Source organism: Pseudoalteromonas sp. (assembly GCF_018402495.1).
GTDB lineage: Bacteria > Pseudomonadota > Gammaproteobacteria > Enterobacterales > Alteromonadaceae > Pseudoalteromonas.
This window is the reverse complement of the sequence record NZ_JAGYIU010000003.1, coordinates 118,018-140,465: the sequence shown is the minus strand read 5'-3', so window position 1 is coordinate 140,465 and position 22,448 is coordinate 118,018. Positions and strand designations below refer to the sequence as shown.

At 38.5% G+C, this 22,448-nt stretch carries 18 protein-coding genes; 10 read left to right on the top strand and 8 right to left on the bottom strand.

What is annotated here, in order from left to right; translation table 11 throughout:
• Positions 1 to 54: 54 nt before the first annotated feature.
• The gene (locus KG708_RS10470) at positions 55 to 2,928 is read right to left on the bottom strand and encodes an insulinase family protein (protein WP_213609591.1); all 2,874 of its coding nucleotides are present in this window, start codon (positions 2,926 to 2,928) and stop codon (positions 55 to 57) included.
• A gap of 163 nt (positions 2,929 to 3,091) precedes the next feature.
• Here KG708_RS10470 and KG708_RS10465 point away from each other — a divergent pair, with 163 nt between their 5' ends.
• Positions 3,092 to 3,511 (top strand): MAPEG family protein, encoded by a 420-nt coding sequence (locus KG708_RS10465; RefSeq protein ID WP_213609589.1) that lies wholly within the window; start codon positions 3,092 to 3,094, stop codon positions 3,509 to 3,511.
• A 46-nt stretch (positions 3,512 to 3,557) separates the two neighbouring features.
• Here the strand turns inward: KG708_RS10465 and KG708_RS10460 are convergent, their stop codons facing one another.
• On the bottom strand, positions 3,558 to 4,298 hold the full coding sequence (locus KG708_RS10460; RefSeq protein ID WP_213609587.1) for a peptidylprolyl isomerase: 741 nt from the start codon (positions 4,296 to 4,298) through the stop codon (positions 3,558 to 3,560).
• Between the two features lie 318 nt (positions 4,299 to 4,616).
• On the opposite strand from KG708_RS10460, the gene KG708_RS10455 reads away from it, so the two are divergent.
• Together KG708_RS10455 and ushA are read left to right on the top strand one after the other, a co-directional pair.
• Positions 4,617 to 4,808, top strand: coding sequence for a hypothetical protein (locus KG708_RS10455; RefSeq protein ID WP_213609585.1), 192 nt, complete (start codon positions 4,617 to 4,619; stop codon positions 4,806 to 4,808).
• A 78-nt stretch (positions 4,809 to 4,886) separates the two neighbouring features.
• The gene (ushA, locus tag KG708_RS10450) at positions 4,887 to 6,509 is read left to right on the top strand and encodes a bifunctional UDP-sugar hydrolase/5'-nucleotidase UshA (RefSeq protein ID WP_213609584.1); all 1,623 of its coding nucleotides are present in this window, start codon (positions 4,887 to 4,889) and stop codon (positions 6,507 to 6,509) included.
• 127 nt (positions 6,510 to 6,636) lie between these two features.
• Here the strand turns inward: ushA and KG708_RS10445 are convergent, their stop codons facing one another.
• Positions 6,637 to 7,581 carry a hypothetical protein gene (locus tag KG708_RS10445; protein ID WP_213609582.1) on the bottom strand — a complete coding sequence of 315 codons (945 nt, stop codon included), beginning with the start codon at positions 7,579 to 7,581 and terminating at the stop codon, positions 6,637 to 6,639.
• Positions 7,581 to 8,450 carry a PhnD/SsuA/transferrin family substrate-binding protein gene (locus KG708_RS10440; protein ID WP_213610200.1) on the bottom strand — a complete coding sequence of 290 codons (870 nt, stop codon included), beginning with the start codon at positions 8,448 to 8,450 and terminating at the stop codon, positions 7,581 to 7,583. Before KG708_RS10440 ends, KG708_RS10445 begins: the two co-directional genes overlap by 1 nt.
• Before the next feature lie 235 nt (positions 8,451 to 8,685).
• Here KG708_RS10440 and KG708_RS10435 point away from each other — a divergent pair, with 235 nt between their 5' ends.
• The 3 genes from KG708_RS10435 (at position 8,686) to KG708_RS10425 (ending at position 16,256) form a co-directional block, all read left to right on the top strand.
• Entirely contained in the window at positions 8,686 to 9,540 is an 855-nt protein-coding gene (locus KG708_RS10435; RefSeq protein WP_213609580.1) for a S1/P1 nuclease, read from the top strand.
• A gap of 43 nt (positions 9,541 to 9,583) precedes the next feature.
• A complete protein-coding gene (locus KG708_RS10430) occupies positions 9,584 to 12,790 on the top strand; it encodes a TonB-dependent receptor (protein ID WP_213609578.1) in 3,207 nt (1,068 codons plus the stop codon).
• A 325-nt stretch (positions 12,791 to 13,115) separates the two neighbouring features.
• A complete protein-coding gene (locus KG708_RS10425; protein ID WP_213609576.1) occupies positions 13,116 to 16,256 on the top strand; it encodes a TonB-dependent receptor in 3,141 nt (1,046 codons plus the stop codon).
• A gap of 48 nt (positions 16,257 to 16,304) precedes the next feature.
• Here KG708_RS10425 and KG708_RS10420 read toward each other — a convergent pair whose 3' ends face one another.
• Positions 16,305 to 16,736 (bottom strand): MarR family transcriptional regulator, encoded by a 432-nt coding sequence (locus tag KG708_RS10420; RefSeq protein WP_213609574.1) that lies wholly within the window; start codon positions 16,734 to 16,736, stop codon positions 16,305 to 16,307.
• Positions 16,737 to 16,888: 152 nt separating this feature from the next.
• On the opposite strand from KG708_RS10420, the gene hmgA reads away from it, so the two are divergent.
• Both hmgA and maiA read left to right on the top strand, forming a co-directional pair.
• Positions 16,889 to 18,190 carry a homogentisate 1,2-dioxygenase gene (gene hmgA / locus KG708_RS10415; RefSeq protein WP_213609572.1) on the top strand — a complete coding sequence of 434 codons (1,302 nt, stop codon included), beginning with the start codon at positions 16,889 to 16,891 and terminating at the stop codon, positions 18,188 to 18,190.
• A 7-nt stretch (positions 18,191 to 18,197) separates the two neighbouring features.
• Complete coding sequence (maiA, locus tag KG708_RS10410) at positions 18,198 to 18,827, top strand: maleylacetoacetate isomerase (RefSeq protein WP_213609570.1); 630 nt, start codon at positions 18,198 to 18,200, stop codon at positions 18,825 to 18,827.
• Here maiA and KG708_RS10405 read toward each other — a convergent pair.
• A complete protein-coding gene (locus KG708_RS10405; protein WP_213609568.1) occupies positions 18,824 to 19,057 on the bottom strand; it encodes a TIGR02647 family protein in 234 nt (77 codons plus the stop codon). The two genes, maiA and KG708_RS10405, sit on opposite strands and share 4 nt — an antisense overlap.
• Positions 19,058 to 19,156: 99 nt before the next feature.
• Between KG708_RS10405 and KG708_RS10400 the strand changes: the two genes are divergently transcribed.
• Together KG708_RS10400 and KG708_RS10395 are read left to right on the top strand one after the other, a co-directional pair.
• Positions 19,157 to 19,459, top strand: coding sequence for a DUF1496 domain-containing protein (locus KG708_RS10400; RefSeq protein ID WP_213609566.1), 303 nt, complete (start codon positions 19,157 to 19,159; stop codon positions 19,457 to 19,459).
• Between the two features lie 100 nt (positions 19,460 to 19,559).
• On the top strand, positions 19,560 to 19,868 hold the full coding sequence (locus KG708_RS10395; RefSeq protein WP_213609564.1) for a VF530 family protein: 309 nt from the start codon (positions 19,560 to 19,562) through the stop codon (positions 19,866 to 19,868).
• A 41-nt stretch (positions 19,869 to 19,909) separates the two neighbouring features.
• On the opposite strand, the gene KG708_RS10390 is transcribed toward KG708_RS10395, so the two are convergent.
• The gene (locus KG708_RS10390) at positions 19,910 to 21,532 is read right to left on the bottom strand and encodes a diacylglycerol kinase family protein (RefSeq protein WP_213609562.1); all 1,623 of its coding nucleotides are present in this window, start codon (positions 21,530 to 21,532) and stop codon (positions 19,910 to 19,912) included.
• Positions 21,533 to 21,822: 290 nt separating this feature from the next.
• The gene (locus KG708_RS10385; protein WP_213609560.1) at positions 21,823 to 22,446 is read right to left on the bottom strand and encodes a TetR/AcrR family transcriptional regulator; all 624 of its coding nucleotides are present in this window, start codon (positions 22,444 to 22,446) and stop codon (positions 21,823 to 21,825) included.
• Positions 22,447 to 22,448 lie beyond the last annotated feature (2 nt).

Sequence of the window (22,448 nt, the reverse complement as noted above, 5' to 3'; positions counted from 1 at the left end):
ACAAAACCCAGCCATTGTTAGCTGGGTTTTGCCTAATTACAGGTTAATTTCGACTTATTTTTGCAATTTTATATCGCTGTAATAAGCATCTAAGCTTGTCACTTTAGTTTGGTTTGGTAAATCAGCAAACTCGCTATCACTAAACTTACTGCCACGCAACTGCACATTTAAACGTGCTGCATTTGGGTTTAACATGGTTTGCTGGTAATAATCTTTAATATCATCAAGAGTAACTTTTTCCACCTCTGCAATTAACTTTTGTTTTGAATCAAAAGCAAAGTTCTCACGGTACCAATCGTTAATCAATGGGCCCATCTCGTCGCTCAAGTTCTTTGGCTGCTCTTTTAGTGAGACCAAAGTTGCGTTTTTAAGTTGTGCAAATGTTTCCTCACTCATAGCATTAAGCTCAGAAGCGTACTCTTTTTTGAACTGATCAAAACGCGCTTGAATGTCTTTTGGCCCTTTCACCGGGGTTTGAATAAATAAACCAATACCTGAGTAATCTTCTATAGGACGCGCCAAGGCACCAACTGCATAGGCTAATTGCTCTTCAGTACGCATTTTATCAAACGCGATTGTTCTAAAATGACCTTGAAGTACTGCGGCCTGTGCTTTTTGTTTATAACCTGGGGTTGGGTGAATAGTCATGTCTACCACCGCTACGTCGGCTACCTCAATATCTTTGTGTAATACGCGCGCTTCACCAGGTTGTGGTAACCATGCTTTACTAAGAGCAAACTCAGTTTGAATATGATTGCTTGGTAAAATAGCTGTTAACTCAGCAGCAATTGAATCAATATCAGTTTGATTGTAGTTACCGTAGCTAAATACACGTAAGTTATTATTTGCTAGCGTACTTTGCTTTAATGCTTGTAAATCAGCAAGTGTCAGTGATTGAGCTGCCTTAATAAGCGCGTCAGTATCAAAGCTACCTGTTCGGGTCAGCTTTGAATATTCACCAAACGCTTGTGCGTACGGAAATTGTTTTTGCTTGTTTAGTAAATCACGTTGGTAACGATCAATCGCTTGATCAAACGCCGTCGTTGAAATTTCATCATCAAACCCAGCTAATGCTTGTTTAAGGAGGATATCTTGTTTATCAGTAAAGCCGCTTAACGATAGCACTAGGCCATTGCTAGCACTTAAGCTAACGTTCATACCAGCTACGGCTGCTTCCGTTCGTAACTGACTTAATTGGGTGTTATATAAATCAGCCCATACAGAATAAAGTACTGTTGATTTAATATCCTGCAAACCTGTTTGCGTGTTGATGTATACCTCAACTAAACCTTTAGGTTGCTCTGCAAACTTTTGACTCGCTTGGCGCCAAATTTTCACCCCATTCTTATCATAACTAAGCTCGGGTTGCGCTTGCTTTTTAAAAGCGTGAGTTTTAATGGCGAAACTCTCTGGTAGTAAGTTATTCACACTGGGTAGGGCTAAATTAAACTCACTTGGCGTATCCCAGCTTGCAATTTCTTCAGCACTTATGTCACTAATGCGGTATTTGCCATCATAAAAATGTAACTGTGAATCAGTGTCTTCTTGTTGCGAAATATACCAAACACGTAAGGTATCTGCGTTAAGTTGTTTTAGTACATTATTAACCGCATCCGCATCAAACTGAGCATAGTAATAAGGTGCGTTAATTGCGTGATTTAGCGGATAGTCTTGCATACTTTGAGTTAGCGCACTGACGTAATTAAACTCATCGCCTTTTTCTAAAAAGGTAAACTGATTATTTAACGATGTGCGAATTTCATTAAAATATTTACTATTAACGCCCTCACGCTTAATCAAGTCAATGTATTGCATAATAGTCGCCACAATTAACTCGCGGTTTTTCATGCCCTCATCAGTCAGCTCTATGTTCACATTTAAAGAGCCATAGTTACCATATTGATTTGGTGAAGCAGAAGCTGATAACTGCGATACCCAGCCCTTATCGCGGAGTATTTGTGCAGGGCTGCCAGGCATTTCGTTACTAAGTAAATAGGCAACAAAGCGATTAGGTTTTACCGCAAATTCACTTTGGTTATTAGTAATTGTGAAGTCGAGCTGCAGTTGTTTAACGTCTTCGTTTGGTGAATAAAAAACACGTTTTCCGCCGGCATTATCAAAATTTAATTTGGCTGATACTTCAGGCTTTTCAATATTTTTATTTTCTATATCTGCAAAGTATTTCTGTGCCTTTTTCTGCATTTCGGCAATCGGTAAATTAGAAATTAGCGCCACTTTCATAATATTAGCAGAGTAGTATTTATTATAAAAATCAACAGTTTCTTTATGTAGGGAGCTGCCTTCTTTGTCGCCTAATGTTTCAAGGTTACCAATTAAAAAACGATTAGCCGGGTGTTCACCCATCATTTTACGTGCCAGTTTAAATTGACCAAAAAAGTCCATTTCACGTCGCATTGACCACTCAGCATTCACTGCGTTTTTTTCTTTTTCAGTGTATTCTGGGTAAAGCTTAGGGGCTTTAAAAAAGTCTGAAAAGCGGTCTAGCCCTTCATCAAACGCATCATTATTAATTTTGAACATGTAGTTTGTGATATCAAGCCACGTATAGGCATTGTGCGCGCCACCATTTTTAGTCATAAAATCTGAATACCCTTTTGTGTCAGGGTAACGCTCGGTGCCTAAAAACAACATGTGTTCTAAATAATGCGCCATACCTTGCTGGCTCATTGGGTCGTGTAATAAGCCGACACCGACACTTAATGAGGCAGCCGATTTTTCAGCACTTGGGTCAGAGACTAAGATCACTTCAATATCATTGGCAAGTGTTAGTGTTTTATATTCACGCTTATCGTTAGGGCTAACAATCAGCGTGTCTGATAAAAGTGATGATTGTGAAAGCGTAGCTGTGTTAGAGCAACCCGTTAATATTGCCAATGCAATTGCACTTAAGCCGATTATGTGTTTCATTTTAGTTTTATCCATTACTATACAATATGGGATTAGCGTATATAAAATACTGAGTCAGCCATAAATTAACATTATCAAATAATAAAATGCTACTAGTAAGCATTCAAATATGTAACACATTGTGAATAGCAATCAAAACTCAAAAGAAATAATAAGGTAAGTTATGGAAAAGATAATAATAATAGCCATGTTCGTTCAGGTTACACTTTCATTAGTTGTGATGGTAATAATGGGAAAACGACGTTTTGCAGCGGCTAAAAACAAACAAATACACTTAGCTGACTTTGCTGCAATGCGCCTCGACAAGGCGGGGGATAATGTCAGAGTAGCCGATCGAAATTTTACCAACCAATTTGAAATACCTGTGCTTTTTTATGCGGGTTGTTTACTTGCTTTACAGCTTAATATGGCAAGTACAGCTATCGCAGTATTAGCCTGTTTATTTGTAGCTACACGCATTGTTCACAGTATCATTCACCTTGGTAGTAATCATTTAAGAGCCCGTTTTAGGGTATTTTTATTAGGCTGTTTGGCTGTATTCGTAATGTGGATACTGTTACTGTTCAGCGTACTTTATAACTAACTAAAACAACGGCGACTTAAGTAAAAATCGCCGTTATTTTTTAATGCTATTTTACGCGTTTTAACCTAGGTATTACTAGCAATAGAGCTGTCAATAACCACGCCATACTACCACTGGAATCAGAGCTCGGTGGTGTAACGTCTACATTATCAATCAAGGTATTTTCAGCCGGTGCTAAATTTTGAGCTGAATTTGGATCATCATCAAGCACAACCACATTTTGTATTGAAACTAAGTTTTCATTGCTAATAACCAAATTCTCATCTGAACATTGCTCTTTGGTAATACCAACCAATGGTACTTCTGAACAGTGTACTAACGCAGCAATTTTATCTAAGGTTGCTTGGCTTTGTGCTGTGATTTGCCCGAAAACTGTAAACCCACCATTTTGTAGATCTAAGTTTTGGCTGTTATCACTCATATTAAAAAACCACTGGCTGGTGGCACTGTTTTCATTGCCTCCCTGCTTTGCCATTGCAATAGTGCCTTTTACATTTGAAAAAACAGGTTCATTTACAACGGCAGGCTTAGTCGTTATTGCATCCATTTTGTCAGAAAAAGTAAAACCCCCTCCTTGAATGATAAACTTATTAATCGAACGGTGTATAACAGTTTGGTTATACGCTGCATCATCAACATAACTTAAAAAGTTTTCTACAGTTTTAGGTGTTTGTTGATCAAATAAATTAATTTCTATTGTGCCTTGGCTCGTTTGCATTTCTATTATGGTTGCTGCGCTTGAAAAACTCGCCGCAGTTAAAATTGACGCTAAGATAAGCTTCTTCATTAGTATTCCTATTTTTATTATCATCGGAGTTTATATTTTGTGCGTCATAGAGTAATAATAATCAAATAACAAATCGATACTGAAACACGTAACACTACAATTCATATCAAAGTAATTACATTGTGATTACACCTGTTTACATTTTTATTTTAATCATCTTGTGCGAGGTTAGTACCTTAGATTTAGCGCGTTAGTAATACTGCATTTAAAAAGTCCCTTATCAATAACTCTTTTTTTGTTATTATCAATTAGGGCCTGTTGACCTTTCAGGTTGAATTTACAGCCGTCTTTTTGGTACTAAGGTAGGAGTAGATAATAATGACTAACAACACAACTATTTGTGACTTTGGACTACACAAAGGTGAACCTTACACTCAACTTCCCGTCAGCTTTTTGAAATGGATGATTGATGTAAACCACCAAAAGTCTCAGTTTGCCCATGATGAACTCATGCGCAGAAAAAAGGTTGTAGAGCAGCAACGTGAAGCTTCACTGTCTGAAAAAACTTAAAGAAGTGCGTTTTTTTAGCAAAGAACTAGTTTAAACTAGCGAGCTACTATTTTTGAGTTTTTAATTGATAGGTATTTTATGCGTACTGTTCTTCTGTTTATTTTTTTTCTTAGTTTATATGGCTGTGCCAGCGATTCTGTCAACAAACCTGCAGCGCAATATTTAACCGTTTTACATACCAATGACAATCATGGCCGTTTTTGGCATAACGAAAAAGGTGAATATGGTATGGCCGCGCGTAAAACCCTCATTGACCAACTCAGAGCTGATGCAGCGGCGCAAGGTCACCAGGTGTTATTATTATCAGGCGGTGATATTAATACCGGTATTCCTGAATCCGACCTGCAATTTGCTGAGCCCGATTTTAAAGGTATGTCAAAAATTGGCTACGATGCAATGGCACTGGGAAACCATGAGTTTGATAACCCATTAAGTGTATTAAAACAGCAACAGCAATGGGCTAACTTTCCGCTTCTATCTGCTAATATTTTTGACAAACAAACCAATAAAGCCATTTTTCAACGTTATAAAATTTTCAACAAAGGCGGCTTAACCATTGCTGTAATTGGGTTAACAACGACAGACACCGCTAAAATTGGTAACCCGCAATACATTGGCAACTTAGATTTTAAGGATCCAGTTGAAATAACGGCCTCGCTTACTCAAACAATACAAGCAAAATATAATCCAGACATCACTATTGCGGTTACCCATATGGGACATTTTGAAGATGCCAATTACGGTATAAATGCGCCCGGTGATGTTACGCTTGCTCGCTCTTTAGATAAAAACACCCTTGATATGATTATAGGTGGCCATTCGCAAGAGCCCGTGTGTATGGCAAAAGAAAATGTAGCTGATGAAAACTTTAAACCGGGTTTAGCCTGTAAGCCTGATCAGCAAAATGGAACCTGGATAATGCAAGCGCATGAATGGGGTAAGTATGTCGGTAAAGCTGAATTTAAATTAGAGAACGGTCAATTATCATTGCTCGATTATCAATTATTACCTGTCAATTTATACGTAGATAAAAAGCAGTCAGACGGCAGCGTAAAATCTGTGCTTGCAAATAACTATATTAAACCAGATCCTCAATTACAGAGCTTTCTAGCCGTATATCAGCAAAAAGGGGCAAAACAAATTGAAGGGAAAATTGGGTTTGTTAACGAGAGGCTTGAGGGTGATCGAAATAAAGTACGCTTTGAACAAACCAACCTAGCACGCGTGATTATTCAAGCACAAATGAATACCGTAGGTGCCGATTTTGGCATTATTAGTGGTGGCGGTGTTCGCGATAGTATCAATGCAGGTGATGTGAGCTATAAAGATATACTCAAAGTGCAGCCTTTTAAAAACCGTATTGCCTATATCGATTTCAAAGGCAGTGATATTTTAACTTATTTAAATATTGTCACCCGCTTTCCACCTGATTCTGGTGCGTATATGCAATACCACAACCTAGCTTTTGAACTTGAAGATGACCAAGTCACTGAGGTTCAGATCGCTGGTAAAGCGCTTGATATAAACAAAACATACCGCATGAGTATTAATGAATATAACGCATCCGGTGGCGATAGTTACCCTAAGCTGACACAAACGAAGGGGTTTGTCAGTACCGATGAAACGGACTCGCAAGCATTAAAACGTTTTTTTGCTGAGCATAGTCCCGTTGATGCAAGTAAATTTACTCCTAAAAACTAACCTGTTCTAAACAATTATAAGGTGGCATTAATGTATCAATGCCACCTTATCGCCTCGCTAATTTAAGTTAGATTACACCAAACATACCTCACGCTAACACCCGCCCTTTTAATGCCATACTGTAAGATTACTTTCCTATTATTTCTATATTACCTTGGCTTACATTTGCTAATCCATAACTGTGCATTCGTGAACGTGAGCCCTCACCAAATGCTTTAGGTGGGTAATATAACGCCTTTTGCTCTGGACAATCATTTAGCACATCATCAAGTGCTGCGCGTATTTCACTTAAGGTTTTTTCTAAGCTGTTATTAAAGTTTGGTCGCTTTCTAATGGTATGACCCAGCTCTACTAAACGATAAAAATATTTATTTGCGAGATCAATTAGTTCCTCCGGCACATTTTTATTGTGATTTAGTTTAATCTCTGGGTTGTTAGTGCAGTACTCAACAAGCGCCAAATAAAAACATAAGGGCTTATTTGCTAAAGCAACCTGTTGATCCGGGGAAAAACTACTTGATAACGTTTTATTTATTAAATTAATCGTCAATGTTAATGATTTTGGCTCTATAGGATTTAACTCCGCGTGAATTACCCGTTTTTTGTCAATTTGGGTGATAACCGTTTGGTTTATTAAATACGTAAGTAATGCACTAAGAACAAAAAGCATAAAATGAATAGCCATTACACTGGGCGTTAAATAAGGTTGTTTTAGAGTTAAAACAATAACCACAACACCATTATTACTGGTTAATTTTCGAATAAACTCTGAGGGGTTTAAAGATAAGTTAAATTCATGCTGCGGCGCTATTGTTACAACTTGAATACCTGATTTTTCAATATAGGTATTCAATTTTCGAACATAATTAAGTAGTGCGGTTTTATTACCTGAATGTTTGAGCAGTTCATTTGATAAATCTAACAAAGGTAAATCTAACGCTATTTGCTTTTCTATTTGTATTATTTGTAGTTTAGTTACCTGTTTTTGTTTGTGCATCGTCGAAAAATAAAATACTAATGAAAAAATTAGGAACAACACAATAGAGCATATTCCTATAACCGTTCTGCTCATTAGAACTCCCCTTTAAAAGTAACAGGGTAGCTATCGCAGTTCCAAAATGGCTCAACATCTTGATAATAGCGAAACGATTGCTCTTTAGACATACTCAACAAATGAGACTGAACAGCACAAAGTAAATCGGTATTGTTATGCTGCATTTTTAAGTACCAACGAGTACCTGCCACATTACTGCGGATAGGAGTAATATAATTTTTTGAAAAACGCTCACTATCACTTTCTCTCCAAAAAGAAGCGATTAGGTCTACCTTGCCGTTTGCCAGTAATGCCCTCAACTCATTATGTGAGCCTACATAGGTTATGTCTAACTGAGCAATGTTAATGCCTAACTCTTTAAAAGTCTGTTTAGGCAAAATATACCCTGAACGACTAGTTGGGTAATCCAGCAAGGCTATTTTTTTATCTAAAAAGTATTGCTTAGTGATCTGAGGTTTCTCCTTAGAAGAAATAAAAAACGCCGTGTAATCAGAAAACCCCACCACTGGCTGATAATTGTAAGTAGATTCAGCCCTAAACGCGTCCATAATGTTATTTTTTGCTAAAATTAAATCCGCAATACCTTTACCTACAAACTCCAAGCTATCCACGGTTCTATATCCCCAATAACCAATAACTGAGCCATATTGCTTTGCTACCACCTTATCATCGCACAGACTTTCAGAGAGTAATTGAGCCGCGTATTTTGAAGGTGTAAATACAATAAGTTGACTTTGATTAGCGGTTGCCGTTGTTTGGCATGTCGTTGATGTTTTTATCATCACAGGGAATGTTATCTCTTTTTCGCTCACAACTATTTGACCTGCGAGCCAACTAAGTAACAGCGCTATAAACACAAATGCAACAATTGCTGTTTTATGCAACATTAAGCTAATAATATTCAAAAAACACCTGATAAAATTAAAGTAATAGTGTATTTGAACAATTTTAGTTACTTATTACAATAGGTAATTTTACCTGTTAAAAATAAACCATTGATAAATATAGCTTTTAAACAAGAAAATGTGAATTTTATTGAGTCCTTTCTCCCAACCTAAAAATGAGGACAATTGACCTTATCAGCGTTTACAAAATAAATGTCACACTAACTAGGATGCTTCAATGTACAAAAATGTAAAATATTCGCTTTCTTTCACACTTTTAATTAGTGCAATATTTGCAAGCACAGATTGTAATGCGTGGGGCCAAAACGGGCATCGTGTAGTCGGTAAAATCGCCGAGTCTCATATAAGCGAAACCACAAAAACAGCGTTAATTCCTTATCTTAACGGCGAGTCATTAGCTCAGATTTCAACATGGCCTGATGAAATGCGCTCTGCACCGGGTGAGTTTTGGCAAAAAAAATCATCTCGTTGGCACTATATTAATGCAGATGAAAACGCGACCTTTAGTTTTAACCATGACCATACTAAACACAAAGAATCAGTAACAAACATATTAGAAGGTATTCACTATTCAATCCAAGTGTTACAGGATGAAAAGTCAAGCCTTGCAGCTAAACAGTTTAGTTTACGTTTTTTGGTGCATTTAGTCGGTGACAGCCACCAACCATTTCATGCAGGCAAAGCGGAAGATAGAGGCGGTAATCGCATTGAAGTTTCTTTTTTTAACCAACAAACCAACCTTCATAGCCTATGGGATACTAAGTTAGTAGAGAACGAAAATTTATCGTTTACTGAATACGCGCAATTTATAAATACTAACAACAGCGAGCTAATTAGTGAGTATTTGCAAAGTACCCCAACAAGCTGGCTTGAAGAGTCACATAACCTGGCTTTAAAAATATATGAATCAACCGAACAAGAGATTAGTTACAGCTATATCTACCACAACACTCCTATTGTGAAAACGCGCTTGCAACAAGCGGGAATTCGCTTAGCTGGCTTGTTAAATACATTATTTGACCCTGCTAGCAAACAGTCAAAAACAGCATTAACACTAAAAATAACAAAATAAACACAGTATCTAACATAAATAACCTAAACGGGAAATCAACACTATGACCAAGCTTCGCCTTTCGAAATTAACTGGCGCTGTAATTTTAGCGCTGGGTGTTTCTGCAAGTGCTATGGCCGCTGACACTTCATCTGCAATGCGTGGTAAAATTACAACGCCTTCAGGTGCAAATGCGGCAAATGTTAAAATTAAAGTCGTTCATTTACCAACCGGTACAATCAGTGAACTAACCACTAATGAAAGTGGTACCTTCATTGCTAACGGTTTACGTGTAGGTGGGCCTTACACGGTAATCATCGATTCTGATACGTTTAACGATACTACGGTTGAAAATATCTTTTTAAACCTAGGTGAAACTTACCGACTTACGTCACAATTAGCACCATTAAATATTGAAAAGATTGAAGTATCTGGATATAAAATAGTACAACAATCAGGTGGTTCTAGTAGCACCTTTGGTGAAGATACCATTAATAACATGCCTAGCTTTAACCGCGACATTAAAGACATTGCGCGTTTAAACCCGCTTGCAAGCATTAACGGTAATGGCGAACTTACTTTTGCTGGCAGTAACCCACGTACGAATGGTTTAACCGTAGATGGTATTGGCCAAAATGATGACTTTGGTTTAAGTTTTGGCGGCTACCCTACTTCGCAACCTCCAGTAGCCCTTGATGCAATTGAGCAGATCTCTGTTGACGTTTCTCCGTTCTCAGCCTCTAAAGGTAACTTTGGTGGTGGTACAATTAACGCGGTAACTAAGTCAGGTACTAACGAACTTAAATTTTCTGGTTTTTACGAAACATCAACTCCTGATATTGCAGGCGATGTAGACAGAATATCTCAAGTATTTGCTGATAACCGCCCTGTTTTAGATGACGATGGCCACCGTACATATATTGTTGAACAAGTAGAACCTAACCAAACTGAAAAACGCTATGGCTTTAATGTTGGCGGCCCGCTTATTGACGATACTTTGTTTTACTTTGTTAATTATAATAAGTGGTCAAGTGAATTAGATTTGGACTATGGCTTTGAAGGCTCAGGCGCCACTAACGAATATAATGTAAGCGAAGAAAGCTATAACCGTTTTCTTAACATTCTAAATGACGAATACGGTTTAACAGACTCACTTGGTGGCGACCCTAAAGATACCAACGAAACATTACTTGTAAAGTTAAGCTGGAACATTACTGATGATCATCGTTTAGATTTTACCTATCAATGGCAAGATGACAAAGATGAAACAAACTTCGGAACTGGTGGCAACTCAGTTCAGTTTGCATCAAGTCGTTATACATACGCCACCAAGTTTAACAACTTTGCTACCAAATTATACTCAGATTGGAACGAAGATTTTTCAACTAAAATCGGTATTGCATACAAAGATGTATCATCAAGAAGCTTAACTAATTCTGATATTGGTAGTGTTAAAGTTGAAGAATACTTCCGGGGTCCCTCTTATGAGTTTGGAACAGACCAATTCCGCCATGCAAATAGCTCAGCGACAGAAAATTTAACACTTTCTCTTGATGCCACTTATTTATTGGACGAGCATGAAATAAACTTTGGTTTGCAATATGAGTCGTTAAATTTATACAACCTTTTTGCTGCTAATTCACTGGGTTCATGGGAATTTGATAGCTTTAATGGTTTTGAAAACCGTGAAGTAGGCAACTTCAGAGACGAGTATGACTTTAGTTACAGTAATGCTTATACAAATAACCCAAACGATACTGCTTACGATGCAACTCGTAATCAGTTAGCGCTATACGTCGAAGATACTTTTTATGTTGGTGACGATTTAGAGGTAACGGCGGGTGTTCGTTATGAACGTTTATCATCCAACGATAAACCAACATTAAATGAAAACTTTTTAAGCACCTATGGCTTTAGCAACCAAGAAAACCTAGATGGCTTAGATATCATTCTACCGCGAATTGGCTTTAAGTATTACGCAACTGAAGCATTAACGGTCAATGGTGGTGTAGGTCGTTTCCAGGGTGGTATTCCGAACGTTTGGTACAATAACTCATTCCAAAATGATGGCATTACGTTTGTAGATGCACCACAAAGTGCTATTGACGATTATTATGCGAATAATCAAGCAGATATTACTCAAGTACCGGGCGCTATAAAAGACTCTTTAGTTCAAGGTGCAGGTAGCACAAACTATGTCGACCCTAATTTTAAACTACCATCAAGCATTCGTGCACAACTAGGTTTTGAATACGACTTTGATTCTGAATTACTAGGTGAAGGCTTTAAATGGCAAGCAGAAATTGCTTATCACAAAAAAGAAAACGAGGCTGTGTGGCATAACACTGCTATTAAGCCTGTAGGTGTAGCAGCTGATGGCGAACGTATTATCTTTGAAAGTATTTACAGTGGTGATTTAGCTGATAACTTTGATATCGCAATGACTAACTCAGCTGAAGACGGTCGCTCTGTAGTTATTTCAACAGCACTTGCTAAAGAGTGGGAAAATGGCCTTTATATTTCAGCAAGTTATGCTCACCAAGATGTAACAGAAGCATCTATAGGCTCATCATCACGTGCGCAAAGCAACTACCAATACAACACTACAAAGAGCCGTAATGAAGACTTTGCTGCCCGTGGTGCATATGAAGTAGAACATAGCTTTAAAGTAAATTTAGCGTATAACACTGAGTTATTTAGTGGCTACGCAACTAAGTTTAATGTTTACTTTGAACGTCGTTCTGGTCGTCCATTTAGCTACACCATGGGAATGTTCAGAAATGGGGATTTAGGCGACTCACGTGACTTTAACTCAAGTTCAGCTTACTTAGCGTATATTCCTACCGGTCCAGATGATACAAACGTAAACTGGGATCGTTCTGAATTATCTTGGGAAGAGCTTGAAACCTTGTTAAATCGTGCGGGTATTTCTGAACGTGGTCAAATTCTAGATCGCAATTCAGGTACACAACCATGGGTTACCAGTATGGACATTAGCATTAAACAAGAAATCCCAGGTTTTGCAGAAGGTCATAGCGGTGAGGTTTACTTAATGATTGATAACTTTGCAAACTTACTGAACAGTGATTGGGGTGTTGAAAAACGTTTGGGTTTCTCTGATCAAGCGGTTTATGACCTTGCTGGGTTAGATGACGATGGACGATACATCATCAACGGTAGATATAATGGGGCTGACGTTCGCAACTATAGCCAATATCAAACTAGTTCATCAGCTTGGCAAGCTAAAATTGGTGTTAGCTATAAGTTTTAATACATAGCCTATACATCAAAAACTCATAAAATTAAAAAAGCCATTGCATGCATGTAATGGCTTTTTTATAAAAAAAAAACAACTTTTCATATGTTTGTCATAAAATCTACTTACTATCTATAAATAAAATATTAAGGCAAAGATATGACGCTAAAACTAGCGAATAAAGTATTTTATAATAAAATGATTACAGTTGTATTTTATTTGTAACAAACAAATGAGGTACACTATGTAAGTATTTTGGTTAATTGGATTTTTCGATCCCTTTACTCAAAATTAAAATAAAAAGCTATTAAAAGTTTATTTAATTACACGGGAAAATAAAATGAAATTTCAACTTCGCAAAACAGCACTATCACTTGCTATTGCAGCATGTGTTGGTGTAAGTGGTGCAGCAATTGCAAACGAAACTACCTCTGCAATTAAAGGTCAAATAATGGGACCAAACGGTAACCCCGCTGCAGGAACTAAAATTACTATTTTACACGTTCCTTCAGGTTCTGTTAAAACTACACAAGTAAATGACGCCGGTTACTTTACTGCTAAAGGTCTTCGTGTTGGTGGCCCTTATAAAGTAATCGTAGACTCAGACATCTACGCTGACCAAGAGTTCAATAATATTATTTTGAACATTGGTAGCGACTACCCTGTAAATGTTTCACTTGAACCGCAATCAAATATGGAACAAATAGTAGTAACAGGTGCTCCAATTAGTGCTATGTCTGGCGGCACAGGCCCTGCATCTACATTTACGTTAAGCGATCTTGAAAATCAACCCGCTATTAACCGCGATTTAAAAGATATTATTCGTATTGACCCGCGTATTACAATTGATGACAGCCGTGGTTCAATAAACTGTGGCGGTGGTAATCCTCGTTACAACAGCTTAACACTTGACGGCGTTCGCATGAACGACAACTTTGGCTTAAGCTCTAATGGTTATCCTACTATTCGCGCACCATTCTCTTTTGATTCAATTGAACAGGTTTCAGCTGAACTAGCTCCATTTGACGTGCAATACGGTGGTTTTACATCGTGTAACATTAATGCTGTAACAAAGTCTGGTGGCAACGACATTCATGGTGGCGTATTCTACGATTACACTAGCGACTCAATGAAAGGCGACAAGATTGAAGGCAACGACGTTGATAACGGTGACTACACTGAAAAACGTTACGGTTTCAACGTTGGCTTACCTTTAGTTGAAGACACATTATTCCTATTTACTTCTTACGAAAAGTTTGAAGGTGTCCGCCAGTTTAACTACGACGGTTTAAACACTGGCAGCGTAACAGCTGACGATATTACTCGTATTACGGATATTGCCCAATCTCTATACGGTTACGATGTAGGTGGTATGCCTTCTAGTATGCCTGTTGAAGATGAAAAAATCTTAGTAAAACTAGATTGGAACATCAACGAAAATCACCGTGCAAACTTAATTTATAACTACAACGACGGTAATACAATTTCTCAGTCGGACACAGGTTCTAGCCGCGTTTCATTATCAAACCACTTCTATGATCAAAGCGCAGAGTTTACCTCAATTATTGGTTCTGTATATTCTGATTGGTCAGATGATTTTTCTACTGAAGTTCGTTTAGGTAAATCAGAACTAGATGCCACTGTTCAATCATTAGACGCTGCAAGTAGTTTTGGTGAAATGCAAATTAGTACGCCTAAAGGTGGTACTGTATTCATTGGCCCAGATGATTCTCGTCAATCAAACGATTTAGATTACGACACAACTACATTTAAAGTTGCTGGTACTTACTACTTAGACCAACACACTATTACTGCTGGCTATGAGTTTGAGGAACTTTCTGTATTCAACTTATTTGTTCAGCATACGCAAGGTGAATGGCGCTTCTTCAATGACAATGATGCAGGCACTAGTGGTATCGATGCTTTTGAAGCTGGTATAGCTGACCGTATTTACTACAACAATGCGGCTGGTACAAATGATCCAAATGATGCAGCGGCTAGTTTTTCATATGCTCAGCATACTTTCTACGTTCAAGATGAATACGCATTCTCTGACTTAGACGCAACAATTCAGTTTGGTCTACGTTATGATAAGTACACAAGCGACGATGTTCCTAATTTTAACCAAAACTTCACTAACCGCTACGGTTACAGTAACCAAGCAACATTTGATGGTATTGACTTACTGCAACCACGTGTTGGTTTTCAGTGGTATGCAACAGATGAACTTGAAGTGCGTGCTGGTCTAGGCTTGTTCTCTGGTGGTAACCCTAACGTTTGGCTATCTAACTCATACTCTAACGACGGTATTACAAATATTAGTACACAGCTTCGTGGTGTAGATTTATTTAATACAGCTAACGTAAATGGCGGTACCCCTGGTTTTGACGTACCTCAAGAAATGTTCGATATTGTTGCAAATACTGAAATTGGCGTAGGCGATGCAACAGTTAATGCTGTAGACCCTGATTTCGAAATTCCTTCAGAGTGGAAATACTCACTTGGTGCTACATACACAACTGAAGACGAGTACGTAATCTCTTTAGATTACTTATACTCAAAGAAAAAAGATGCTGCAGTAATGCGTGATATTTCACTTCAAGATAGCGGCGAGACCACTTTTGATGGCCGCCCTATTTATGAAGAAATCGATGGTCGCAGTGGTGATTTACTACTTACCAACGTAAGTGGTAACAGTGGTGATGCTTCAGTTATCTCTGCTGCAATCAGTAAAATGTATGACAATGGTATTAACTTTAGCTTTGGTTATGCATACACTGATGCAGACGATGTAAATCCAATGACTAGCTCTACCGCAGGTTCTAACTACGGTAACATCGCGCTTTCAAACCCTGGTAACCCTGGTGTTGCATCTTCAGATTATGAAATTCCGCATCGTTTTACTATGACGCTTGGTTACAAGCATGAGTTTGTAGACGGCTTTGAAACACGCTTTAACCTTTACGGTGAAGCATATAAAGGCCTACCTTACAGCTTTACATATAATAGAAGTGACAGTGTCTGGGGTGATGATAGCTGGAATGGTAGCCGTCAATTACTTTACGTTCCACTTGAAAACGATCCAAACGTTGTTTACGACATGTCGGCTGATGAAATCAATGAGTTTAACGACTTCATTGCTTCTGAAGGGCTTAAACGCGGTGAAATTGCAGGCCGTAACCAACAAAATTCAGATTGGTTTGTTAAGTTTAACTTTAAGATTACACAAGAATTACCAGGCTTTATGGAAGGCCATAAAGGTGAAGCATTCTTCGTAATCGACAACCTTACAAATATGCTAAATGATGACTGGGGCGTACTTAAGAAAGGTCCTTTCGTTGGCGCAAGCATGATATCAACATCTTTAGATGACCAAGGTCGTTACGTTTACTCAGGCTTTAACGGTAATAACGCAAATACTTCAGTGCAAACTGGTGCGTCATTATGGGAAATGCGTGTAGGTGTTCGTTACACCTTCTAATTTGATTAATTAAATTAGTGTATTCAAAAGCCCACATTGTGGGCTTTTTTATGCCTGTAATTTATTTTTTAACTTTTCAAAAATAGCGATTAGCTGGTGTTGTTCATCATTCGACAGACAGCTTAATAATGCTTGCTCCCATTGCAATGCCTGTGGCGTTATTTTTTCGTACAATGCTTCTCCATTTTTGCTAAGTACTAAAAGTGTGGCACGCTTATCATCATCATTCACTTTACAGCGGATATAACCTTTCTCACTCAGCGCCCTTACCGCTCTTGAGACCGTCGATTTATCCATATCTGCTTGGCTGCATAATTGCTTTGCGGTACTTTGCCCATATTGCGCTAAATTAGCCAGTATTCGCCATTGTGGAACACTTAGACCAAACTCAGTATTATAAACGCAAGCAAAGTCATTACTTACCTGTGTTGCTAAGTGTGTTAGTTGATAAGGTAAAAACCTCGCTAAATCTATTTTCATATTGAATCACTTATTTATTTACATACGACTTTTATCTGTTCACTTTTATTTACAACGGTCGTGATCAGCATATTTGATATTACTCTCACTTGAGAGTATCTTAGCGTAAATAACAAAAATATAACACTCCCCCACTTTCACAGGAGTCAGTAATGGCGACACAATTAAACTACATGACCGGCTTTGGCAATGAATTTGAAACCGAAGCGCTGCCTGGTGCATTACCGATTGGGCAATTTAGTCCGCAAAAAGTAAAATATGATTTATACGCAGAGCAATTCAGTACCACTGCATTTACCGCTCCTCGCGCCGATAACCGCCGCACGTGGATGTATCGTATTCGCCCCTCGGTTGTGCAAGGCGATTATAGAGCCATAGACAACGGCTTAATTAGAACCGCTCCCATTACTGAAGTGCCGACTCCACCAACCATGCTGCGCTGGGATCCCATTGATATTCCCACTACGCCAACCGATTTTATTGATGGCTTAATAACGATGGCTGCAAACGGCAGTGCCAATGGGCAAGCCGGTATTGGCATTCATGTTTATGTTGCCAATAAATCGATGGATAAGCGCTTTTTTTATAACGCCGATGGCGAAATGTTATTTGTACCACAACACGGGGAATTATTACTGAGAACAGAACTTGGGCATTTAAGTATTAAAGCCGGTGAAATTGCAGTTATTCCACGTGGTATTAAGTTTCAGGTGCAATTATTAAGTGATACAGCGCGTGGGTATATTTGTGAAAACTATGGTCATGCTTATGTGTTAGCTGAGCGTGGTCCGGTGGGCGCCAACGGCTACGCTAACGACCGCGATTTTCAATACCCGGTAGCTGCCTTTGAAGATATTGAGGGTGATTTTGAACTGGTTGCTAAGTTCAACGGTAATATGTTCCGCTGTGATATTGGCCACTCCCCTTTAGATGTCGTTGCTTGGACAGGAAACAGTGCGCCATATAAATATGATTTAGCGCGCTTTAATGTAATGAATACAGTGAGCTTTGATCACCCCGATCCGTCTATCTTTACAGTACTCACTTCGCCGTCAGGCACCGAAGGCGTTGCTAATATAGATTTTGCTATTTTTCCACCACGCTGGATGGTGGCTGAAAACACCTTCCGCCCGCCTTATTATCACCGTAATATTATGAGTGAATTTATGGGCTTAATTGAAGGTGTGTACGATGCCAAAGAGCATGGGTTTGTACCTGGTGGTATGAGTTTACATAATTGTATGTCGCCGCATGGTCCTGAAGCGGATGTATTTGAAAAGGCCTCTAACGCTGAGCTTGAACCGCAACGCTATGAAAATACCCTCGCATTTATGTTTGAATCACGTTACGTTATTTCACCAACAAAATACGCACTAGATGGCAAAGAGCGCCAACCAAACTACACAGACTGCTGGCGTACGATTAAAAAACACTACAGTGGCCCACAAGGATAATTGAACCATGAAGCTTTATACTTATTTTCGCTCATCTGCAGCATATCGTGTGCGCATCGCATTAAACCTAAAAAATATTGATCATCAATTAGTACCCGTTAATTTATTAAAATCTGAGCAACAAAGCGCAGATTATTTGCAGAAAAACCCACAAGGACTGTTACCTGCTTTAGAAACTGAAGACGGCGTATTAGGGCAATCTTTAGCTATTTTAGAATACTTAGAAGATCAATACCCACAAGTCCCATTACTGCAAGGTAATGCATGGCAAAAAGCGCACATTCGCAATTTAAGTTACGCGATTGCGTGTGATATTCACCCTATTGATAATTTGCGCGTGCTTAAATATTTAAGCAGTGAACTTAATGTTGATGATGATGCAAAAAATAAATGGTACCGACACTGGGTTGAAGTAGGCTTTGAAAAAATAGAGCGTATGCTTGATAGCAAAAATACATTTTGCGCAGGCGACTCACCAAGCTTAGCTGATGTGTGTTTAGTGCCGCAGGTATTTAATGCCATTCGTTTTAACGTTGATATGGCTGCTTTCCCTAAAATAACAGCCGTATATCAGCGTTGTAATGAATTATCAGCCTTTATTGATGCAGCGCCTGAGAACCAAGCTGATGCAAACTAACTTTTTAACGCACTGTGTATAACAGTGACGTGATCAATTAAATCTAAGCCCAGATCAGTTAAATAACCACCATCTGGGCTATCTATAATTCCCTTTTCGAATAATCGTTGTGCTGCGCTTAATAAAGCAGGTTCAGCATCAGAATGTAGTTTAATTCCCTGCATTTTGCTTTCACGTGGAAACTTTGCCAAGAGTGTAAATTCGTCAATCATGGTTTGATTAAATAGCATATGTGTTCACCTTTTTATTGTTCTGTGTTTTACTTGTTATATTACCCTAGCATGTTTTTTTTGCTAAGTGTGCTTATTTTAAACACCTTGAGGTTATTCATGCGTTATTTTTTCAATTTTTTTATTGGTACTGCATACTTATGTTTTTCAACTTTAAGCAGCGCTAATACAATAAAAACACGCCCATTCGTTGATGCAACCCAACTTGTTAGCACTCATACTGAGTGCTGGTATGATAATAAACGTTACAGCGAAGGGGCTTTGCTGCAAGTTCATTCAATTACGCTAGTATGCGCCACTAAGCACCCTCAGCATAACAACAGTCAATTAATGTGGTTAAAGCTCGATAAGCAAGGTAACCTTATTTACCCAAAGAAACCTGCAACCATTACCGTTAATTAATTTTGATTAACAATTAGTCACTTTAGCGCACGATCCTGCAAGCTATCAAGATGTAGCGGGATACGTTACAATGTGCACAGTTTAAAAAAGCAGTGTAACTATGAATAATCAACCAAAAAACCCGCTTCATGGGGTAACCCTAGAGCAAATACTTGTTGAGCTTGAGCAACGTTTAGGCTTTAAAACAATGGGCGAGCAAGTAAATATAAAATGTTTTACCGATTCGCCAAGCATAAAATCAAGCTTAAAGTTTTTACGTAAAACCCCATGGGCAAGAGATAAAGTTGAAGCACTTTATATTCATACTATTAACAACAAACCATTACGTAAGCCCAAAAATAAGTTAAAACACGCTAAGCCCACGCAACCTGATGCATCGGGTTTTGTGTGGCCTTCTATTAAAAAGTAAATAAGTGCCAAATGGCGTAACATTTACGCCTTTTTAGTGATTTAATTTTGCTCTTGGCATATAACATTAAGTGACCCTGGGTTAATGCTCACCACCACTTTATCGGCAGATTTAACCTCACCGTCAATTACGTACTTAAGTGTTTCATCAGCGCTTATTTCGACCCGTTTTGCATTAGTATAATGTGAATCTATGGCTAAATGTGTTTGCGTAATGCTACTAAACAGCAGCTCAGCGATACTCAATACAGTGGTTTCGTTATCTTTATTCGGTGTTAACCAGTTTACATCCAATAAACCATCACGGTGATCCGGCTGACCACCCCCTTGTGCTAAAAGGGTTGTGAATGGCGCTGCATTTGCCACAATAAAACTATTGGTGTTAATCGCTTTTGGCTCATTGTCATCGAGTTTAATTGTCAACTGTTGCGCTTTATTTTCACCAAATGAATGTAAAAAACCATTTATGTAAGCTAGCTGTCCCGATTTATTTTTCGACTCTCTATCCGCTTTTTCAATCATTGCATGCTCAAAACCGATACCAATTAACAATAACATCAACTCATCATTACAATATGCGGTATCAATTAGATTGGTTTGACCATCAATAATTAAATCGCAGGCTTGCTCTACGGGTATAAATTTAGATTTTATGCCCATCAGTACATGCGCCAATGCATTTGCAGTACCCAGCGGTATAATTCCTAAATGACATGACGTATTTACTAATACACTTGCAACCTCTGTCACGGTTCCATCACCACCGCAGGCAATAACAATATCAGGCTCGTGCTCAATAGCCTGTTTAGCCAGTGTAATACCATTGTTTTGAGGTGTCGTTTTTAAAACAGTTAAATCATAATAAGCGGATAAACGCGCCACAATTAAATGTTCTTTTTCAGACCATAACTTAGTCCCCGACACTGGGTTAGCAATTAAATACGCTTTGTTTTTTATCAGCAACTCCCCGCTTCGATGGCGTTTTACCAAGTGGCGTAATTGGCGTTTGTTAAGATTGGCTGTTTCGCGTGTTTCTTTGATTTGCGCAAGAATATCATGAACATCAGCCTCCTTATTCTGACTCAATAAATACGCAGCCATCACAAAAACCGAACGACCACGACCAAGCGCACAATGCACCACAACACGGCGGTCTTTTTTTATATGATGATGGATCCAGTTAATCGCTTGGTTTAGTTGTGAACGCGTAGGGACGCTATGATCAAGTACAGGTATGTTCAAATAGTTAATATTTTCTTGGGTAGAGGTCCATTCTAGACCGTCAAATTCACAGGTTACATCTAAAACAGCGGTAATGCCGTTTTCTTTTAATGTATCTATATCGGAGGGAAATAAACGACAGGCTAAAAATAAATTATCGTTTATTTGCTGTATAGGTGGTACTTTATCGTGTTTACGCGACCATGCATTATAAATTTGCGCCCCGAGTAAAAAAGGAACAAATGCCCAGCGGATATAAAAAGGGATAACGCCGTTTTCACGCTTTCTAAATACTTTGCCGGCATTAAAAAAATAAGCACCGCTGACTAAAAGCAACGACAAAGCCGCCCAAAAAAAAGCCACTGCGAAGTAAACAGAGTTAACTTCCAGCCCCATAGCTATAAAGACCAATGCTGTTAAAAGATAACCGATTGCAGCCCACATATGCTCTCCTTTGTATTGGCAGCGCCACATTAGCGCCAACCCTAATTAGCAAGTAATACGCCAAAAAAGCAACTTATCTTACATGGTGTCGTTACGCCTAAGGTGCTAGTACTCTATTACTAAAAATAAGCCTTTGTTAATACAGGCTTTTAACAGCAAAAGCAGGTACTTTTCTTTACAGCAGCCCACTTAGCTTTATTTATTAAGCTTAAATTAAACCCGTTTTAAAACACGGTAACTCTTTCATATTTACAACAAGATCAGTCAAATATTCATACTAATGAGCTGTCTCATTGGTTATTAAATGGCATCAATAATGTTTTCATTGCCGGTCGCAGCGCAATCAAAACTGTTTCTTCGGTCAATTCAGGAAACAGCATTTTGCGTAATAAAAGCCCTGCCATCACCGAAAAAATCACATTAATACGGCTTTCTAGTTCTTGCTCTGAATGTGATTTAATTAAACTACTTTCGCTGACTAATAAATCACGCATTCTGTTACGTGCTTGTGTGTCAGCCTCACGCAGTAATAAAGCAACTTTCTTATTTCGACTTGCCTCTGCCATCATGTCTAGGTCAACAACGCAAGCACCTGTATCCATGTGGCGCTCTACACCATGATGCAAACCATCAAGTAATACCGTTAAAATATCACCGGGTTGATCTTCAAACTCTTGAAATATTGAAAACATCTCTTGCATGTCTTTTTCAATAATACTTTCAATAATCGCTTCTTTACTATCAAAGTAATTGTATATATGACCGGCGCTCATCCCTGCTGTTCGGGCTATCTCTGCCATGCCCGCACCATGATAGCCTTTACGGCGAAAACAATCAGCCGCAGCCGTTAATACTTGATCACGACGCGCTTGTGCTTGCACCGGATCAAGGTGCTTTTTACCTTTAGGACTCATTT

Coding starts and splice junctions, on each gene's coding strand:
- KG708_RS10405 (WP_213609568.1), bottom strand. CDS start 19,057: ATGCTATTTAATCAAACCATGATTGACGAATTTACACTCTTGGCAAAG.
- KG708_RS10435 (WP_213609580.1), top strand. CDS start 8,686: ATGTACAAAAATGTAAAATATTCGCTTTCTTTCACACTTTTAATTAGT.
- KG708_RS10445 (WP_213609582.1), bottom strand. CDS start 7,581: ATGAGCAGAACGGTTATAGGAATATGCTCTATTGTGTTGTTCCTAATT.
- maiA (WP_213609570.1), top strand. CDS start 18,198: ATGAAGCTTTATACTTATTTTCGCTCATCTGCAGCATATCGTGTGCGC.
- KG708_RS10395 (WP_213609564.1), top strand. CDS start 19,560: ATGAATAATCAACCAAAAAACCCGCTTCATGGGGTAACCCTAGAGCAA.
- KG708_RS10440 (WP_213610200.1), bottom strand. CDS start 8,450: ATGTTGCATAAAACAGCAATTGTTGCATTTGTGTTTATAGCGCTGTTA.
- KG708_RS10385 (WP_213609560.1), bottom strand. CDS start 22,446: ATGAGTCCTAAAGGTAAAAAGCACCTTGATCCGGTGCAAGCACAAGCG.
- KG708_RS10470 (WP_213609591.1), bottom strand. CDS start 2,928: ATGAAACACATAATCGGCTTAAGTGCAATTGCATTGGCAATATTAACG.
- KG708_RS10455 (WP_213609585.1), top strand. CDS start 4,617: ATGACTAACAACACAACTATTTGTGACTTTGGACTACACAAAGGTGAA.
- KG708_RS10420 (WP_213609574.1), bottom strand. CDS start 16,736: ATGAAAATAGATTTAGCGAGGTTTTTACCTTATCAACTAACACACTTA.
- KG708_RS10430 (WP_213609578.1), top strand. CDS start 9,584: ATGACCAAGCTTCGCCTTTCGAAATTAACTGGCGCTGTAATTTTAGCG.
- hmgA (WP_213609572.1), top strand. CDS start 16,889: ATGGCGACACAATTAAACTACATGACCGGCTTTGGCAATGAATTTGAA.
- ushA (WP_213609584.1), top strand. CDS start 4,887: ATGCGTACTGTTCTTCTGTTTATTTTTTTTCTTAGTTTATATGGCTGT.
- KG708_RS10390 (WP_213609562.1), bottom strand. CDS start 21,532: ATGTGGGCTGCAATCGGTTATCTTTTAACAGCATTGGTCTTTATAGCT.
- KG708_RS10465 (WP_213609589.1), top strand. CDS start 3,092: ATGGAAAAGATAATAATAATAGCCATGTTCGTTCAGGTTACACTTTCA.
- KG708_RS10425 (WP_213609576.1), top strand. CDS start 13,116: ATGAAATTTCAACTTCGCAAAACAGCACTATCACTTGCTATTGCAGCA.
- KG708_RS10460 (WP_213609587.1), bottom strand. CDS start 4,298: ATGAAGAAGCTTATCTTAGCGTCAATTTTAACTGCGGCGAGTTTTTCA.
- KG708_RS10400 (WP_213609566.1), top strand. CDS start 19,157: ATGCGTTATTTTTTCAATTTTTTTATTGGTACTGCATACTTATGTTTT.